The organism is Alkalihalobacillus sp. CinArs1, assembly GCF_947387515.1.
Taxonomy (GTDB): Bacteria; Bacillota; Bacilli; order Bacillales; family Guptibacillaceae; genus Guptibacillus.
In genome coordinates this window covers 1,478,413-1,496,268 of the sequence record NZ_CANDOB010000001.1, presented here as the reverse complement: position 1 = coordinate 1,496,268, position 17,856 = coordinate 1,478,413, and the positions used below count along the sequence as shown (strand labels likewise).

The window sequence follows — 17,856 nt, the reverse complement described above, 5'->3', positions numbered from 1 at the left end:
GGTCACTGCCTTTCTTTAGAAATGGTTCGATACATATTATAACGTGATAGCAAGATGGAAGCGAGCCGTGCTAAGAAGGATAATGCTTGTAAATAGCGAATTCATACTAAATAGAATCTGTAATCGGGAGGCAATGATATGAAAAAGAAAATCTTAATAGTTGATGACCAATACGGAATACGGATCCTCCTTAATGAAATTTTTCAAAAAGAAGGCTACCAAACTTATCAAGCTGCCAATGGAGTTCAAGCATTGGATATCGTGAAGAATGAAGATCCTGATCTTGTGATTCTGGATATGAAAATTCCAGGCATGGACGGATTGGAAATTTTAAAACGGATTAAGAAGATGGAAGCAAGAGCACTCGTCATCATCATGACTGCTTACGGTGAGCTCGACATGATTCATGAGGCGATGGATCTCGGAGCGATCACGCACTTCCCGAAACCTTTTGATATCGATGAAATTACAGAAGCTGTAAAAAAAGAATTGTCTGCGATCTCTTAGTAGAAGAGGTAGCGCTTACATAAACAAATCCTATTAAATCAAGCTTTTTCCCCTTCTTTTGTAGATTTGATATGCTATAATAGAACCGTGTTTTTGGAGTGTTTGCACAAGTGACGATTGAAATTTCACGGTACATACATAAAATTTATGTGTTTGTGCCATCTTGAATAAGACCGATTATTTCGAGAAGGCATTTTGTGAGCTCTAACAACAAGTATCTCTTTAACAACGATGCTTTAGGTTCCGACCGAGCAATCTTATTTAATATCAAGGAGGAAGTACCATGCCTTTAGTTTCTATGAAAGAAATGCTAGAAAAAGCTAAAGCAGAAGGCTACGCTGTTGGCCAATTTAACCTGAACAACCTTGAGTTCACTCAAGCGATCCTTCAGGCTGCTGAGGAAGAAAAATCTCCAGTAATCCTTGGAGTATCCGAAGGTGCTGCACGTTACATGGGTGGTTTCAAAACCGTTACGACTCTAGTGAACGCATTGATGGAAGAATACAACGTAACAGTTCCTGTTGCGATTCACCTTGACCATGGATCAAGCTTCGCTAAGTGTATGCAAGCGATCAACGCTGGCTTCACTTCTGTTATGATCGACGGCTCTCACTACCCGCTAGATGAGAACATCGCTCTAACTTCAAAAGTTGTTGAAGCTGCACACGCAGTAGGCGTTTCAGTTGAAGCAGAGCTTGGCCGTATCGGCGGACAAGAAGACGACGTTATCGTTAGTGATGCAGAAGCTGCATACGCGATCCCTGAAGAGTGTGAGCGTCTAATCAACGAAACTGGTGTGGATTGCTTCGCTCCAGCACTTGGTTCTGTACACGGTCCATACAAAGGTGAACCAAACCTTGGATTTGACCGCATGGAAACAATCAGCAAGATGACTGGTGTTCCTCTAGTTCTTCACGGTGGTACTGGTATTCCAACTGCTGACGTGAAAAAAGCGATCAAATTTGGACATGCGAAAATTAACGTTAACACTGAAAGTCAGCTTTCTTCTGCAAAAGCAGTTCGCTCTGTACTAGAAGAAAAGCCAGAACTATACGATCCACGTAAATACATGGGACCTGCACGTGATGCGATTAAAGAAACAGTAATCGGTAAAATGCGTGAATTCGGTTCTTCTCAAAAAGCATAAATCTTCATAAAAGATGGAGATAGTATAAACCGCTCGAATCCGGGCGGTTTATAATTTCCATAAACTTCCCCTTCCACCTACTTGACGACTATTTTTCAACTAATTTTAGGCAAACCCGTAAATCAGATAGAAATTTATGTTAAAATTTTTTAGTAAACGCTTTCTAAACAACAGAGGAGGACGTACACAATGAAAATTTTTATAGATTCTGCTAATTTAGATGATATCAAACAAGCTTATGATATGGGAGTTGTAGCTGGAGTAACGACTAATCCATCACTTGTTGTTAAGGAAAACGTAGACTTTCATGATCGTTTGAGAGAAATAACAGACTTGGTGAAAGGCTCAGTCAGCGCTGAAGTCGTATCCATGAAAGCTGAGGATATGATCGAAGAAGGCAAACAGCTTGCAAACATCGCTCCGAACATCACTGTAAAAGTACCGATGAACCAGGAAGGTCTTAAAGCAGTTAAGGCATTTTCTGAGTTAGGAATAAAAACAAACGTAACGCTAGTCTTTTCTTCAAATCAAGCGCTACTTGCAGCTCGTGCCGGTGCTTCTTATGTATCACCGTTTCTTGGAAGACTAGACGACATCGGACACAACGGGTTAGATTTAATCTCTGAGATTTCTGATCTATTTGCTGTACATGGAATTGAGACTGAAATTATTGCCGCATCGATTCGCCACCCGCTTCACGTATCTGAAGCAGCATTAAGAGGAGCAGACATTGGTACGATGCCACTGAAAGTTGTTCTACAAATGCTAGAGCACCCTCTTACAGACAAAGGTATCGATAAGTTTCTTTCTGATTGGAACGAAGTACAAAAAGACTTGGATTAATCGAGATGGAATTGGCATGAACTTCCTGTTTTTGCCCATACTATTCTTATGGAGTTTCACATTTCGACAAATCCATTGCCAGGAATAAGATGCGGACGAAGAAGGGAGACCATTATGGAAAAGTTGATGATCGCCGGAGGCCATCGCTTAAGTGGAACCGTTCAGGTGAGCGGGGCCAAGAATAGTGCGGTAGCACTCATCCCGGCGGCTATATTAGCCGAATCCACTGTCACGATCGACCACCTGCCTAACATATCAGACGTTGGAATCCTACGTGATCTTTTAGAAGAAATTGGGGGACAAGCTGAGCTGGATGGCAATACGCTTACGGTAAACCCTCAAGAAATGATTGCAATGCCGTTGCCTAACGGAAAGGTTAAGAAACTACGTGCCTCTTATTATTTAATGGGTGCGATGCTCGGACGATTTAAAAAAGCAGTAATAGGCCTGCCTGGTGGATGTAACCTAGGGCCACGTCCAATCGATCAGCATATTAAAGGCTTTGAAGCCCTCGGTGCGAAGGTGACGAATGAACAAGGTGCGATCTACCTTCGTGCCGACGAATTGAAAGGCGCGCGTATTTACCTTGACGTAGTTAGCGTTGGCGCAACGATCAATATCATGCTCGCTGCCGTTCGTGCAAAAGGACGAACAGTGATTGAAAATGCTGCAAAAGAACCCGAGATCATCGACGTTGCCACATTGCTTTCTAGCATGGGTGCAAAGATCAAGGGTGCTGGAACGGACGTTATTCGAATCGATGGAGTCGACGAACTTAACGGTTGCTATCATTCTATAATTCCTGACCGTATCGAAGCGGGCACCTACATGATCATGGCAGCAGCAATGGGGGACGAGGTCGTAATCGACAACGTGATCTCGCAACACTTAGAGTCACTCATCGCGAAGCTTCGTGAAATGGGCGTAACGGTCGAAACGAATGAAGATCAAGTGTACATCAGTTCACCACGTCAAGGGTGGAAGAGCGTCGATGTCAAAACGCTTGTATATCCTGGTTTTCCAACTGATCTTCAACAGCCGTTCACCTCACTCCTCACAAACGCAGAGGGTAGTAGTGTTGTAACCGATACGATCTACGGAGCGAGATTTAAGCACATTGATGAGCTTCGTAGAATGGGAGCGAATGTTAAAGTTGAAGGTCGTTCTGCCATTATCAACGGAGCAACGAGACTTCAAGGTGCAAAGGTTCGTGCATCAGACCTTCGCGCAGGAGCTGCCCTCGTCGTAGCTGGATTGATGGCTGAAGGCGTAACGGAAGTATCTGGGCTTGAACACATCGATCGTGGTTATGAACGACTTGTGGAGAAGCTCAGTGACCTTGGCGCACGCGTTTGGCGTGAGAAGTTGGATCAAGAAGAGCTAAAAGAAGTAGAGAATACGTAAGAAACAGAAGAAGCGGTTTGAGCCGCTTTTCTGTTTTTAATAAAAATGAAAGCGTTTTACTGCTGGGTACTTTGGGGAGGAGAGCATAATGGAAAGAAGTTTGTCGATGGAACTCGTTCGAGTAACAGAAGCTGCCGCACTTGCTTCTGCTCGTTGGATGGGTCGTGGGAAAAAAGAAGAGGCAGATGATGCTGCTACGTCTGCTATGCGCGATGTGTTTGATACCGTTCCGATGAAAGGAACCGTCGTGATCGGAGAAGGAGAGATGGACGAAGCACCGATGCTTTATATCGGTGAAAAGCTAGGTACAGGTTATGGTCCACGTGTGGACGTTGCTGTCGATCCACTCGAAGGAACAAACATTGTAGCTGCCGGTACATGGAATGCTCTCGCTGTCCTTGCTGTTGCGGATCATGGAAACTTACTTCATGCACCAGACATGTACATGGATAAGATTGCGGTAGGACCAGAAGCTGTTGGAAAAGTCGATATTAATGCTTCTGTTCTAGATAATCTAAAAGCAGTAGCAAAAGCAAAAAATAAAGACATCGAAGACTGCGTGGCGGTCATATTGGATCGCAAACGTCACGAACAGATTATAGAAGAGGTACGTTCTGCTGGTGCAAGAATCAAGCTCATCACAGATGGAGATGTAGCAGCTGCGATCAATACGGCTTTTGAAGATACTGGAGTCGACATCCTGTTTGGTTCAGGGGGAGCCCCTGAAGGTGTCTTAGCTGCAGTTGCACTCAAGTGTCTCGGTGGTGAGATCCAAGGTAAACTGCTTCCACAGAACGAAGAAGAGATGCGCCGCTGCCGTGAGATGGGAATCGTAGACGTTTCTCGCGTATTGCGCATGGAAGACCTCGTTAGAGGAGAAGACGCCATTTTTGCTGCAACAGGCGTGACTGACGGTGAGCTATTGAAAGGCGTTCGCTTCAAAGGAACGGCTGGAACGACTCAATCTGTCGTTATGCGAGCAAAATCTGGAACCGTTCGCTTCATCGATGGCAAACATAGCTTGAAAAAGAAACCCGACTTAGTGATAAAGCCTTAATTTTTGGAAAGAGTGGTGCTGTGATAGCAGCATCGCTCATTTCATGTTGAATATTCTTAAAGAATCTGGTAAAACTATAAGGTGCTACATTATTTTGCTGTACTTTAAGAAGATTTAACCCTATCATGAGGTTTAACCTATAAAATTTTAAACTATGTTTAATTGAGCACAAGAGAAACGATCGTTTAGCAATACCTTCGTTGTGCACTTCCTCTACTCTCACATAAGAGATACCTGCATGGAAAAGAATACTAGCCTCTCATGGGATCTCACAAACTCTTTCTTTTTTCGTACGTAACTTTAGTTAGAAAGCAATAACAGCTATTCATATCCGTAGTACTCTCTTCTCCTTTAATCCTTTTTTCTAGGAAAAACTAGCATTATTATAAATTAAAAGTGTGGTGTCAACATGGCAGTAAATTTATCTGATTTAGAACAAATGAATTTAAAAGAACTGTATGAGCAGGCTAGGAAATACAAAGTCTCCTACTACAGTAAGCTGAACAAAAAGGAACTTGTATTTGCGATACTAAAAGCACAGGCAGAGCAGTCTGGTCTCCTTTTCATGGAAGGAATTCTTGAGATTATTTCATCTGAAGGATTTGGCTTCTTACGTCCGATCAACTATTCACCGAGTGCCGAAGATATTTATATATCTGCATCTCAAATTCGTCGATTCGACCTTCGAAACGGTGATCGCGTATCTGGTAAAGTGCGTCCACCGAAAGAAAACGAACGTTACTATGGTCTTCTCCATGTAGAAGCAGTTAATGGGGATGACCCAGATTCATCAAAAGAACGCGTTCATTTTCCGGCTCTAACGCCTCTCTACCCTGAGAAGCGCATGGAATTTGAAAACAAGTCCAATAACCTTTCGACTCGTATCATCGATATGATCGCTCCTGTAGGATACGGTCAGCGTGGTTTAATCGTTGCACCTCCTAAGGCTGGTAAAACGATGCTTCTAAAAGAAATCGCAAATAGTATTACAACGAACCACCCTGACACGGAGCTCATCGTTCTTCTGATCGACGAACGACCTGAGGAAGTAACGGACATCGAACGTTCCGTAGATGGAGACGTTGTTCACTCGACGTTCGATGAGACGCCAGATAACCATATTAAAGTAGCCGAGCTCGTCCTTGAACGTGCGATGCGTCTTGTTGAACATAAAAAAGACGTTGTCATCCTTCTCGATAGTATTACACGTCTTGCTCGTGCTTATAATCTTGTGATTCCACCAAGTGGAAGAACACTTTCTGGTGGTATCGATCCAGCAGCATTCCATAGACCAAAACGATTCTTTGGTGCTGCCCGTAACATCGAAGAAGGCGGAAGCTTAACGATCCTTGCAACTGCACTTGTGGATACAGGCTCTCGTATGGATGACGTCATCTATGAAGAGTTCAAAGGAACAGGTAACATGGAGCTCCACCTCGATCGCAAACTGGCTGAGCGCCGCATGTTCCCGGCAATCGATATTCGCAGATCCGGAACAAGAAAAGAAGAACTTCTTCTTCCAAAAGAACAGCTTGAAATGCTCTGGACGATCAGAAAGAGCATGGACGACTCGTTTGAATTTGTCGATAACTTCCTGAAACGTCTAAGAAAAACAAAGACAAACGAAGAAATGTTCAACTTGTTTGAGAAAGAGAAAAGCGGAGCTGGCCGTTAAGACCCGAAGGCGGTGGAAGCTTTTCGAAGGAACACGATTTGTGTGTTCAATCGAAAAGGTGAAGCGCCACGAGGGTCTGGCAAGCGCAGCTGGATCAAGAAAAGCGGAGCTGGCCGTTAAGACCTGAAAAGCGAAACGAGCCCGTTTAAATCCGTAGGTCGTTGGAGCCCGCGAGGATGAGACGTTTTTTGTCTCGCCCGAGGGGGTGAAACGGCCGAAGGATTTGGCTTGTGTAGCTGGACTTCGACAAGCGGTGGAAGCTTTTCGAAGGAACACGAAACACGAGGGTATAGCCTGTTTAGCTAGATCCCCAGCGGAAAGACAACTGAAAATGGCTTTCTTATGATCGATTGCATTGTGGTATGCTCCCTGCTATAATACTTCTGTATGTGCAGAAAACCGTCAGCTTCGTTTGTCGGTTTTAGATAACTCTGTTTCCTAAGGAATCAGGGCGGAAGGAGATGAAATTCATGAAACAAGCAATTCACCCAGGTTATGAGAAAGTAATGGTTAAGTGTGCTTGCGGTAACGAATTCGAAACAGGATCTACAAAACAAGACGGGGTCAACGTTGAGGTTTGCTCAGAGTGTCACCCGTATTACACAGGACGTCAGAAGTTTGCTGACGCTGGTGGACGTGTAGATAAGTTTAGAAAAAAATACAACCTTAACGGTTAATGATAAGAACAGGCAAGTATCCTTCTTGCCTGTTTTTTTAACACTTCAAGGAGTTTTAAACCTTTAAAAGGGGAATATATAGATTAGACGATGTCTTTTCGGGATAGGGAGAAAGGAGAAGCGGTTGCATGCATGTCATGAAACACAACGGCTGGATTGAGGTCATTTGCGGTAGCATGTTTTCTGGAAAATCAGAAGAATTGATCCGCCGTGTAAGAAGAGCAACTTATGCGAAACAGAAAGTTCAGGTCTTCAAACCAAAAGTTGATAACAGATATAGTGAAGAGTCCGTTGTGTCTCATAATGGCACATCGGTTATTGCTGTGCCGGTAAACGACTCAACAGCGATACTTGATCGTGTGGCTGAAGATACAGATATGGTCGCAATCGATGAAGTGCAATTTTTTGATGATGGAATTGTGGAAGTTGCCCAGCAGCTTGCTGACGAAGGCGTGCGCGTCATCGTGGCAGGTCTTGACCAGGATTTCCGTGGTAAAGCATTTGGACAGGTTCCAGAGCTTCTCACAGTAGCTGAGTCCGTTACAAAGCTTCAAGCCATTTGTGTAGTCTGCGGCTCACCAGCAAGCAGAACACAGCGCCTGATCGACGGCAAGCCAGCTCACTACGACGACCCGATCATTCTAGTTGGAGCTTCAGAGTCATATGAGCCACGGTGCCGCCACTGCCACAAGGTTCCAGGCAAACCAACGGCTAGAGATTTACAACAAGAAGAAGTTACAAGATAGTTAGAAGAAAAACCCGGGGAACCGGGTTTTTTTAGTTAGAAGTTAGAAAAGCGGAAGCGTCCGCTTAGACCCGAAGGCGGTGGAAGCTTTTCAAGGGAACACGATTTGTGTGTTCAATTGAAAAGGTGAAGCGCCACGAGGGTCTGGACGCTGCAGCTAGCCCAAGAAAAGCGGAAGTGAGCGTTTAGAAACGGATATATTGGAGCTCTCGAAAAGGAACACGTTCTTTGTGTTCTATTGAGAGAGTGAAATATAGGAGTTTCTGCGAACTGCAGCTAGCCAATAAAAGCGGAAGCGTCCGCTTAGACCCGCTCCAAAACGATAATCACTCTAATTAGCTAATAAAAACTCATTCTGGACAATAAAACCCCCGATTTGGCTAATAAAATGTCATTTTAGACAATAAATCACGATTTTGGACAATAAACACTGCCCACTCCGGCCCAAGACCCCCCATTCCCGCACAAAACCCCTCACACCAACTCGAAATCGCCCTCTAACTAACATAATTTAACTGCTTTACCCTCCTATAAAATCGGACACCTTAAGAACAGGAGGTGTTTTAGAATGAAAGTGGTTTGCGCAGTTTTACTCTCATCACTAATGCTTTTCACTTCGGCATGTTCCCCTCTTAAGCCACCTGAATCAAATGGTGCAGCTGGTGAAGGTCAACAATTGAACACGGATATCAATCTGAACCCAAATTCGTACCGAAATATGGGTGTAGAAAAGCCGACGATCAGTGATGACCAGAACAAAATACGTGAAGTTGTAGAAGCAGAAGGGCTAGATGCTGGCGCTGTTTCGATCAATGGAAATCACGTGTGGGTGAATGTGAAGTTTGAATCCGTAGAAGCGATGGATTTGAATGAGCAGCGACGAAGATTAGCTAAGAAAATTTATCAAGCGGTGCCAAGATACAAAGTGCACGTTCGAGCTAGATAAAAGCCCTCTCCCAACTATGTGGGAGAGGGTCATTTTAATGTTGTGCTCTTCTTGCTCCTTGTTGAATCGGGTCCCATACGCTGTTATATGGAGGAGCGTATGCGAGGTCAAGGTCTTCGATATCATGAAGCGTCATTTGGTGGAAAAGGGCAGTGGCGAGAACGTCGACGCGTTTATCCACGCCATGCTTTCCGATAAACTGACCTCCTATAATGCGTTCGTTGTCATCGCGGTAAATGAGCTTTACATTAAGCTCTCTCGCGTCTGGGTAGTATCCAGCAATATCAGTTGCCCGAGTTGAGCAACTTGTGAACGGTAGATTTAGCTCTTCTGCTTCTTTAGAAGATAATCCAGTTCGTCCTAATGTTAAGTCGAAGAATTTAATAACGGACGTGCCTACGATTCCTTTAAACGTGTTTGAGTGTCCGATCATATTGAGTCCTGCGATACGGCCTTGTTTATTGGCTGTTGTGCCGAGAGGGATGAAGTCATCGCGCTCTTTAACACGATGGTAGTGTGTTGCACAATCACCTGCAGCATAAATATCTTCTATGCTCGTCTCCATATAACGATTTACTTGGATGGCGCCATTCTTAGCAGTATGAAGCCCGCATTCTTGAGCGAAAGCTGTGTTCGGTTTTACTCCGATCGAAACGAGAACGAGGTCAGCATCATACTCCCCTTTATCTGTGACAATTTTTCTGACCCGTGAATCACCTTTCAGTTCCTCGACAGACTCATTCGTGTGAACAGAAACGTTATTTCGTTCTGCTTCTTCGTGAATGTGTTCAGCCATATCTTCATCAAAGATGCCGCCGAGATAGGGACCTCGTTCGATGATGCGTACTTCTTTACCAATCTCGCGAAATGTTTCTGCCATCTCGAGACCGATATACCCGCCGCCGATGATGGCAACGTTCTTTATCGATTCTGTTGTATCTTCCATCACCTTTTCTGCGTCTGGGATCGTTTTTAGTGTATGTACACCTTCGAGGTCAATTCCTTTCCAGTCTGGCTTGATGGGACTAACGCCTGTTGCGATCAGTAATTTATCGTAGCTTTCTTGGAAGTTCTCACCCGATTGAAGGTTCTTTCCCTTCACAATCTTGTTTTCCGTATCGACCTCTGTTGCTTCATGATAGACTCTTGCATCGATACCGTACTTCTCACGGAACGTATCGACAGTTCGCGCGATCAGTTTTTCTGTGGATTCAATTTTTCCACTAATCACATAAGGTAGCCCACATTGGCCGTATGAATAAATATTTCCTTTTTCAAGTGTCACGACCTCTGCTTCTTCATCGTTTCTTACGATTTGCATCGCTGCGCTCATACCTGCAGCATCTCCACCTATAATCACGACTTTCATGGAAACAACTCCTTTTAAGTAAAAAATACTGTAGTTAGTTTACCCTATTCATAGAAAGTTCAAGCTATTTTTGCTTTTGACGAGCCATTTATCCTATACTATAATTAGAATGTTATGCAACGAAAACGAGGTGAAAGATCTTGTTAGAACGGTTAGAAGCTGTAGAAGAACGTTATGACAAATTGAACGGGCTATTGAGTGATCCTGAAGTGATCAGTGATACCCAGAAGTTACGTGAATATTCCAAAGAACAATCAAGTCTTGAGGAAACGGTACAGGTGTATCGTGAGTATAAGGAAGTGCTTCAAGGAATCAAGGATGCGAAAGCGATGCTTGAAGATGAGAAAGATCCTGAAATGCGCGAAATGGTGAAGGCTGAACTTGCTGAACTTACGCCGCAGGAAGAAGAGCTCGCTGAAAGACTTCGCATTCTCCTATTGCCTAAGGATCCGAACGATGATAAGAACGTTATCATCGAGGTTCGTGGAGCAGCTGGTGGAGATGAAGCTGCTTTATTTGCTGGTGACCTTTATCGCATGTACAGCCGTTATGCAGAAGCACAGGGCTGGAAATCTGAAGTGATCGAAGCAAGTTACACAGAGCTAGGTGGATTTAAGGAAATCATCTTCATGGTAAACGGTGAAGGTGCTTATTCTAAAATGAAGTACGAAAACGGTGCTCACCGTGTGCAACGTGTGCCTTCTACTGAATCAGGAGGGCGTATTCACACATCTACTGCAACGGTTGCGGTACTTCCTGAAGCAGAAGAAGTGGAAGTTGATATCCATGAGAAAGATATCCGCGTGGATACGTTCACTTCGAGCGGACCAGGAGGACAGAGTGTTAATACGACGATGTCAGCTGTCCGTTTAACACACGAACCGACTGGTGTCGTTGTATCTTGTCAGGACGAAAAGTCACAGATCAAGAACAAAGAGAAAGCAATGAAAGTTCTTAGAGCACGTGTATATGATAAGTTCCAACAAGAAGCTCAGAAAGAGTACGATGAGAATCGTAAATCAGCTGTAGGTACAGGGGATCGCTCTGAGCGAATCCGTACGTATAACTTCCCACAGAACAGAGTTACGGATCACCGTATCAACTTGACGATTCAAAAGCTTGATCAAATTCTGCAAGGTAAGATGGATGAATTTATCGATGCTTTGATTACAGAAGAACAAACTCGCTTGATGGCTGAAGCTGGAGAGTGACCTTATGAAGACAGTATTCGAAGCCCTTACGTGGGCTTCTTCTTTTTTAGAAGACCATGGACGAGAAGCTTCTTCAGCTGAGTGGCTGCTGAAGCAAGAGTTAAATGTATCACGAACAGAGTTGCTGCTTAGAATGAGAGAGGAAATGCCTGACTTTGAGGGCTTTGCACAAAAAATACGCGTTCATGCATCAGGAGTACCAATTCAGCATCTTGTGGAGCGAGAGGAATTCTATGGGCGAACGTTTCGGGTGAACAAGCATGTGTTAGTACCTAGACCTGAAACGGAGGAGTTAGTAGAAGGAATCGTCTCTCGCGGACAAGCGTTATTTGGTGAAAAGTCGCTCTCTATCGCTGATATCGGAACGGGGAGCGGAGCGATTGCAATCAGTTTAGCGCTCGAGCTTGACCGTGCTTCTGTAACGGCAGTCGATATTTCTGAAGAAGCGCTGACTGTAGCGAAAGAAAACGCGAAGATACTGAAAGCACCGGTTTCCTTTTTACACGGCGATTTAGTAGATCCTCTTAAAGGAAAGCAGTTCGATATTGTGGTTTCGAACCCACCATACATTTCACAAGAGGAGTATGAAGAGCTAGATTCCCTTGTGAAAGATCATGAGCCAATTCTTGCCCTTGTGGGTGGTGAAGATGGATATGATTTATACCGCCGCCTTGCAAAAGACCTGCCAGACGTAATGGCAAGTCCTGGTCTAATTGGATTTGAAGTAGGGGAGAAACAGGCACGTACGGTTGCTGAAATGCTTCGTGTTTCATTCGGAGATCGCATAGAAGTAGACGTTGTAAACGATATAAGCGGTAAAGAACGCATGGTGTTCGGCACGATAAAATAGCCCCGTCGAATCGGCTCGCAATCTGGTGAAGAGTTCAATGTTTAAAACATTGTATTCTGGCCAGAATGAGTGCTAGAAGGGACGGGGATACAAATGAAAAGCGGACTTATAAATCTATTAATCTCATCTTTTATTCTTTTTTCAAGTCTTCAAGGGTCAACTAGTCTTGCAACAGAGCAGCAGATCATTCCAGACGAAGCGATTCGTCTTCGTATATTAGCAAATAGCAACAGTGAAGCGGATCAAAATGTAAAGCGCCGTATCCGCGATGAAGTGAACGATTCTATCAATACGTGGGTTGCAAACTTAACGTCGATCGAAGCTTCTAGAACGGTGATCAAGGGACACTTGAACGAAATTGAAGCGATCGTTAAGAAAGAGCTAGAGGCGATTGGCAGTAACGATACGTTTAAGGTGGAATTCGGAGAAATCGCTTTTCCTACTAAGCTTTATGGAGATATGGTATACCCAGCTGGAACATACGAAGCGGTACTGATCACGATTGGTGAGGGTCTTGGCGATAACTGGTGGTGTGTATTGTTTCCTCCACTTTGTTTTCTAGATTTTTCAAATGGTGATGCAGTACAGGCTGAAACAGCTGAGCCTGTAGAAGAGGCTGAGGAAGTAGAAGTAGAGTTCTTTCTAGTACAAGTGATTCAGGATTTGATAGATTGGATCAAAGGATTGTTCGCTTAACTGTTCTATTATCCTTCTTTTTCGCATAAAACGTTAACAGAACAACTTTTATGCATCGAAAAGGAGGATGATAGATTTGTTTCTTGTAAGAGAGGCGACTTCCAAAGATGAAGAAGCAGTGAAAAATATTGTGAAACGATCAGGGCTTGAAGTGGACTTGCTTCCTGATATAGAATCATTTTTGATCGCAGAAACGGAATCGAAAGAATTGTTCGGGGTCATTGGACTTGAGAAACACGGGCGATCGGGTCTGCTTCGTGCACTTGTATTGAATAGTGCTGAGTCCACTTCTGAACGACTTTTACGTTTCTTCGATCAAGTGATTGCATATGCGAAGAAATGTAAGCTAGAAGAGCTTTATCTAACCTCGAATGAGGAATCATTTTTCTTTCAAGTTTTTGGTTTTTCGACAATTAGTCGCGAAGAACTATCTGTAGACATAAAACAAAATAGGTTATTCAGAGAGAATTCTTCGAACAGGGTGATCATGAGGCGCCAGTTGAACTTCTAACTTCCCCATCAACAGATTTATACACAGATCGATCGTGTTTTATCCACATTATGTGGACTAATTTGTTGAGAATGAAGAAAGTGCTTCTGCAAATCATGTAGAATCCTGCTGAATAACCTCTCTTTATCCCGAAACCAATGGGTTTATCGGCAATATGTGTATAAGAGGGTGAATAACGTGGGAGGTATCCACACAAATGTTTGGTATGTGGATGGTGATGTGGATATAGATAAACATTATCCACAGATTGCAGAAGCAGCAGAAGTGTTGAAACAAAATGAAGTTGTTGCGTTTCCAACTGAAACGGTATACGGGCTTGGCGGGAATGCACTCTCAGAGCAGGCAGTCGCTAAGATTTTTGAAGCGAAGGGAAGACCAGCCGACAATCCGCTCATCGTTCACGTTGCAAGTCGTCCACATGTGGAAAAGTTAGTACCTGAAATTCCGAGCGAAGCGGCTCAGTTGATGGATGCTTTCTGGCCAGGTCCATTAACGATCGTCCTACGTGGAGGAAAAGGGGTTGCGACGAACGTTACCGCTGGGCTTGATACAGTGGCTATTCGCATGCCTGATCATCCGGTCGCGCTTGCTTTACTAGAAGCAGCAGATATCCCGTTAGCTGCGCCTAGCGCGAACCTTTCCGGTAAACCGAGTCCTACGACTGCAGCGCACGTTATTCATGACTTAACTGGAAGGGTTGCTGGTGTTGTGGATGGTGGAGCAACAGGAGTAGGACTCGAATCCACGGTAGTTGATTGTTCTGGTGATACGATTACAATCCTGAGACCAGGCGGAATTACGAAAGAACAGTTAGAAGAAGTGGTCGGTCATGTTGAAATCGATCCGGCGCTAACAGATGAAAGTCATAAACCTAAATCTCCAGGTGTGAAATATAAACATTATGCACCGTCTGCACCAGTAACACTTGTGGATGGGACGAGCTCTTTTCTCCAAGCGATTGTTGATAAACGGAGGAAACAGGGTTTGAAAGTAGGCATATTAGCAACGGAAGAATCAGAATCTGGATATCTAGCAGATGTCGTGATACCTTGTGGATCAAGAAGTGATCTCGTCACAGTCGCTAATCGCTTGTACGATGTTCTTCGGAACTTCGACGAAGCTGAAGTAGATGAGATCTACAGTGAAGTTTTCACAGAAGAGGGCGTTGGTGCTGCAGTAATGAACCGGTTATCAAAAGCTGCTAGCGGAAACGTAATAAAAGAATAGTAAAGTGCGAGCATCCAACTAGGGTGCTCGCTTTTCTTATTCTCAACATAAAAATCACCCGAACGCCGGGTGATTTTGGGTGCTAGTCCTATTTTCGCTTTTTCTGAACAAATTCTTCAATCATCATTTTAGTTACGTAAGAACGTGTTGGAATCGATCCTTGTTTAGCGAGTTCGTTTATTTCGGAAGTTAATTCGTTGATTCGGTCGAGTGAATAAGGTTCATTAGCATGACAATGTTCGATTGCCTTTTCGATTGCTGCTTCTCGTTCTTTATCTAATTGTATAAATAGGTTGATTTCACGATTTTTTCTTCCAAGCTGTGATGAAATGTCTCTGTGTACGCTCATTGAGTATAGCCTCCAAAAGTTTGACTTATCCTAGAATCATTTCCCTTATCCTACGACTCTTAACCTATTATTGCGCCTTTCTCTTCTATTTTCAAGTGGACGTGCATAAAAGTGGAATAGCACGTCCCGGGAGGGGAGAGTATGATTTCCACGGCGCTTATTGGAGAGCTCGCGACATTGAGTATCATGGCATTGGCTCTCGGAATGGATGCTTTTTCAGTTGGACTAGGTATGGGAATGATTCCGCTTCGTATTCGTCAGATTGTTAAGATCGGTATCGTAATCGGGTTGTTCCATATGGGGATGCCCCTTGCTGGTTTGTTGATCGGAAAAGTGATCTCCGTTCATTTCGGCAGTATCGCATCGATGATTGGAGGAGGTTTGCTGCTCATCTTAGGATTGCAGATGTGTCTCTCTTCGTTTACATCGAATGATAAGCCTTTTGTAAAACCGCTCGGCATCGGGTTACTATTGTTTTCTCTTAGTGTGAGCTTGGATAGTTTCTCGGTTGGATTGAGTCTAGGTATTTATGGTGCAAGAGTAGTCGTTACGATCGTCTTGTTCGGTCTGATCAGTATGATGTTGACGTGGGCTGGGTTAATCATAGGAAAAAAGTTTCAGAACGTAATAGGATCATATAGTGAGTTATTCGGTGGATGTATCTTGTTCGGGTTTGGATTAAAGCTTCTCGTTATATAGAAGATGATGCCGCCCTAAGGCGACATCATAGTGTTATTCTGAGATTCCCTGTAAAAGTTGAGCATAAGGAGAATCGGAAGGTAGCATGATGACTGTTTCATCATTTAGTGTTGTACGATAAGACTTCAGCGTTCGATAAAGCTCATAAAACTCTGGGTCTTGACTGAACGCTTCGTTATAGATCTTAGCTGCTTCAGCTTCCCCTTCTGCGACGATTTCTTGCGCATCAGCATCGGCTTTCGCAAGGATCGTAGCTACTTCTTTATCTGTCTCGGCTTTGATTCGGTCTGATTCAGCGTCCCCTTGAGACAGGTATTCTTGCGCTTTCGATTCACGCTCAGAAATCATTCTCTGGAAAACGGACTTTTCGTTCGCATCCGGAAGGTCGGTCCGTTTCATTCTGACGTCAGTAACGCTAATTCCATACGCGTCTCGATCGAGTAATTCGTTTACGCGGTCGCGTACACGGTTGTTAAAACTACCTCGGCTAGATTTTTCTTCATTAATAATTTCATCGTATGTTAACTGACCAAGCTCTGATCGAATAACGGAGAAGATGAATTCTCCCATCTTCGCTTCAGCATTTTCAATCGTTCGAGCATTACTGATCATACTCTGTGGATCTTTGACAGACCACACCGCATAGTTATCAACAGTCATCCGTTTTTTATCTTTGGTCGTGATTTCCTCTGGATTCACATCATACAGCATTTGATATTTTGGTAGTGTCGTAATCGATTGAATAAAAGGAATCTTAAAGTTTAAGCCAGGGCTCGTTTCAATTCGAACTACATCACCGAATTGACGGACAACCTTGTATTCGCCCTCTTTCACGACGAAGATGGAGCTGAAGATTCCGCCGATAATAAGAAGAAGTGCGATGATGAGGAGTGCGCTTTTAATCAGTTTAGATGGGTTGATGTTCTTTCGGTGCTCATCCATATTAAAAACGTTGTTATCACTCATTCGATTCACTTCCTTTCGGCTTCGTTTCAGTCTTTGTTTCAGTTTTACCAGGCTGGATCGGAAGGTATTTCACAGTGTCTCCGCCTTCATCGGTAATGTAGATCTTCGTATCCGGTAGAACTTCTTCTAGCGTCTCTAGGATGAGACGTTTTTTCGTTACGTCAGGGTTATTCTTATACTCGTTGTATAGTGCGTTAAATGTTGCAACGTCACCACGAGCTTGCTCGATACGCTGCGCCTTTTTACCTTGTGCTTTAGAAATACGCGCATCTTTCTGTCCTTCTACAACGCTTAGTTCCTGGTTTTTGTATTTTCTTGCACCGTATATCGTCGTTTCCTTTTGCTCACGAGCGTCAACGACGTTTGTGAATGCTTTTCGAACTTCGTCGTTTGGTAACTCAACATCCTGTAGCTTTACGTCCAGGATCGAGATGCCGATTTCGTAGTCATCGATAAGCTTCGTGAGAATTTCACGAACGCTTCCTTCAATTTCGGCTTTACCAGATGTGAGCGCTTCATCGATTTCTGAGCTTCCGATAACTCCTCGCAGTGAAGCAGATGTTGCGTTATAAAGGATTTCTTTAGGCTGATCAGAATAATAAAGGTATTTCTTAGGATTCGTGATTCGCCATTGTACGACGAGGTCAGCGAGAACGATGTTTTCGTCTCCAGTTACCATTTTCGTTTCTTTTGGAAAATCTACGATCTCTCCATCTTTTTCATCATATCCGAACGTTAAACTAAACGTTTCTCTCGGTAATATATCAACTTTTTGTATTGGCCATGGCAACTTAAAATGAAGGCCAGCATCGCTAATCTCTTCATCTACTTTCCCAAATGTCATGATTACAGCTTGTTCGGATTCATCGACCGTATACCAGCTCGTAACGAGAACGAGTCCAAGCACTAGAAATAGGACGATAGATCCGGCGATCACTGCTATTCTTCTTTGTGACATTGACTTTCCCCCCTTGGTT

Annotated in this window: 19 protein-coding genes; 15 read left to right on the top strand and 4 right to left on the bottom strand. The window is 43.8% G+C overall.

Translation table 11 applies throughout. From position 1 onward, the window contains the following. Positions 1–138 precede the first annotated feature (138 nt). The 9 genes from PFZ69_RS07605 (at position 139) to PFZ69_RS07565 (ending at position 9,001) form a co-directional block, all read left to right on the top strand. Entirely contained in the window at positions 139–507 is a 369-nt protein-coding gene (locus PFZ69_RS07605) for a response regulator (RefSeq protein WP_270180403.1), read from the top strand. Between the two features lie 283 nt (positions 508–790). Beyond that, the gene (fba, locus tag PFZ69_RS07600; protein WP_270180402.1) at positions 791–1,654 is read left to right on the top strand and encodes a class II fructose-1,6-bisphosphate aldolase; all 864 of its coding nucleotides are present in this window, start codon (positions 791–793) and stop codon (positions 1,652–1,654) included. Between the two features lie 189 nt (positions 1,655–1,843). Next, the gene (gene fsa, locus PFZ69_RS07595) at positions 1,844–2,497 is read left to right on the top strand and encodes a fructose-6-phosphate aldolase (RefSeq protein WP_270180401.1); all 654 of its coding nucleotides are present in this window, start codon (positions 1,844–1,846) and stop codon (positions 2,495–2,497) included. A 114-nt stretch (positions 2,498–2,611) separates the two neighbouring features. After that, entirely contained in the window at positions 2,612–3,901 is a 1,290-nt protein-coding gene (locus PFZ69_RS07590; RefSeq protein ID WP_270180400.1) for a UDP-N-acetylglucosamine 1-carboxyvinyltransferase, read from the top strand. 88 nt (positions 3,902–3,989) lie between these two features. Further along, entirely contained in the window at positions 3,990–4,958 is a 969-nt protein-coding gene (gene glpX / locus PFZ69_RS07585) for a class II fructose-bisphosphatase (RefSeq protein ID WP_270180399.1), read from the top strand. 409 nt (positions 4,959–5,367) lie between these two features. Further along, entirely contained in the window at positions 5,368–6,633 is a 1,266-nt protein-coding gene (gene rho, locus PFZ69_RS07580; protein ID WP_270180398.1) for a transcription termination factor Rho, read from the top strand. A gap of 470 nt (positions 6,634–7,103) precedes the next feature. Then, complete coding sequence (gene rpmE / locus PFZ69_RS07575; RefSeq protein WP_270180397.1) at positions 7,104–7,310, top strand: 50S ribosomal protein L31; 207 nt, start codon at positions 7,104–7,106, stop codon at positions 7,308–7,310. 128 nt (positions 7,311–7,438) lie between these two features. After that, positions 7,439–8,056, top strand: a complete 618-nt coding sequence (locus tag PFZ69_RS07570; protein ID WP_270180396.1) for a thymidine kinase — start codon at positions 7,439–7,441, stop codon at positions 8,054–8,056. 567 nt (positions 8,057–8,623) lie between these two features. Beyond that, positions 8,624–9,001, top strand: a complete 378-nt coding sequence (locus tag PFZ69_RS07565) for a hypothetical protein (protein ID WP_270180395.1) — start codon at positions 8,624–8,626, stop codon at positions 8,999–9,001. Between the two features lie 34 nt (positions 9,002–9,035). Here the strand turns inward: PFZ69_RS07565 and PFZ69_RS07560 are convergent, their stop codons facing one another. Then, positions 9,036–10,370, bottom strand: coding sequence for a CoA-disulfide reductase (locus tag PFZ69_RS07560; RefSeq protein WP_270180394.1), 1,335 nt, complete (start codon positions 10,368–10,370; stop codon positions 9,036–9,038). 140 nt (positions 10,371–10,510) lie between these two features. Here PFZ69_RS07560 and prfA point away from each other — a divergent pair, with 140 nt between their 5' ends. From prfA to PFZ69_RS07535, 5 genes are all read left to right on the top strand, one after another. Continuing rightward, the gene (gene prfA / locus PFZ69_RS07555) at positions 10,511–11,581 is read left to right on the top strand and encodes a peptide chain release factor 1 (protein WP_270180393.1); all 1,071 of its coding nucleotides are present in this window, start codon (positions 10,511–10,513) and stop codon (positions 11,579–11,581) included. 4 nt (positions 11,582–11,585) lie between these two features. Beyond that, a complete protein-coding gene (gene prmC / locus PFZ69_RS07550; protein ID WP_270180392.1) occupies positions 11,586–12,431 on the top strand; it encodes a peptide chain release factor N(5)-glutamine methyltransferase in 846 nt (281 codons plus the stop codon). A gap of 93 nt (positions 12,432–12,524) precedes the next feature. Continuing rightward, the gene (gene spoIIR / locus PFZ69_RS07545; protein WP_270180391.1) at positions 12,525–13,127 is read left to right on the top strand and encodes a stage II sporulation protein R; all 603 of its coding nucleotides are present in this window, start codon (positions 12,525–12,527) and stop codon (positions 13,125–13,127) included. 67 nt (positions 13,128–13,194) lie between these two features. Then, positions 13,195–13,638: a GNAT family N-acetyltransferase gene (locus PFZ69_RS07540; protein ID WP_270180390.1), complete on the top strand. Its 444-nt coding sequence runs from the start codon at positions 13,195–13,197 to the stop codon at positions 13,636–13,638. 186 nt (positions 13,639–13,824) lie between these two features. Further along, on the top strand, positions 13,825–14,865 hold the full coding sequence (locus PFZ69_RS07535; protein WP_270180639.1) for an L-threonylcarbamoyladenylate synthase: 1,041 nt from the start codon (positions 13,825–13,827) through the stop codon (positions 14,863–14,865). Positions 14,866–14,953: 88 nt separating this feature from the next. Here the strand turns inward: PFZ69_RS07535 and PFZ69_RS07530 are convergent, their stop codons facing one another. Then, the gene (locus PFZ69_RS07530) at positions 14,954–15,214 is read right to left on the bottom strand and encodes a DUF2533 family protein (protein WP_270180389.1); all 261 of its coding nucleotides are present in this window, start codon (positions 15,212–15,214) and stop codon (positions 14,954–14,956) included. Positions 15,215–15,355: 141 nt separating this feature from the next. Here PFZ69_RS07530 and PFZ69_RS07525 point away from each other — a divergent pair, with 141 nt between their 5' ends. Beyond that, the gene (locus PFZ69_RS07525; RefSeq protein ID WP_270180388.1) at positions 15,356–15,913 is read left to right on the top strand and encodes a manganese efflux pump MntP; all 558 of its coding nucleotides are present in this window, start codon (positions 15,356–15,358) and stop codon (positions 15,911–15,913) included. A 33-nt stretch (positions 15,914–15,946) separates the two neighbouring features. Here the strand turns inward: PFZ69_RS07525 and hflC are convergent, their stop codons facing one another. Both hflC and hflK read right to left on the bottom strand, forming a co-directional pair. Next, positions 15,947–16,879: a protease modulator HflC gene (gene hflC, locus PFZ69_RS07520; RefSeq protein ID WP_270180387.1), complete on the bottom strand. Its 933-nt coding sequence runs from the start codon at positions 16,877–16,879 to the stop codon at positions 15,947–15,949. Next, positions 16,872–17,837 carry an FtsH protease activity modulator HflK gene (gene hflK, locus PFZ69_RS07515; RefSeq protein WP_270180386.1) on the bottom strand — a complete coding sequence of 322 codons (966 nt, stop codon included), beginning with the start codon at positions 17,835–17,837 and terminating at the stop codon, positions 16,872–16,874. Before hflK ends, hflC begins: the two co-directional genes overlap by 8 nt. Positions 17,838–17,856: the final 19 nt, after the last annotated feature.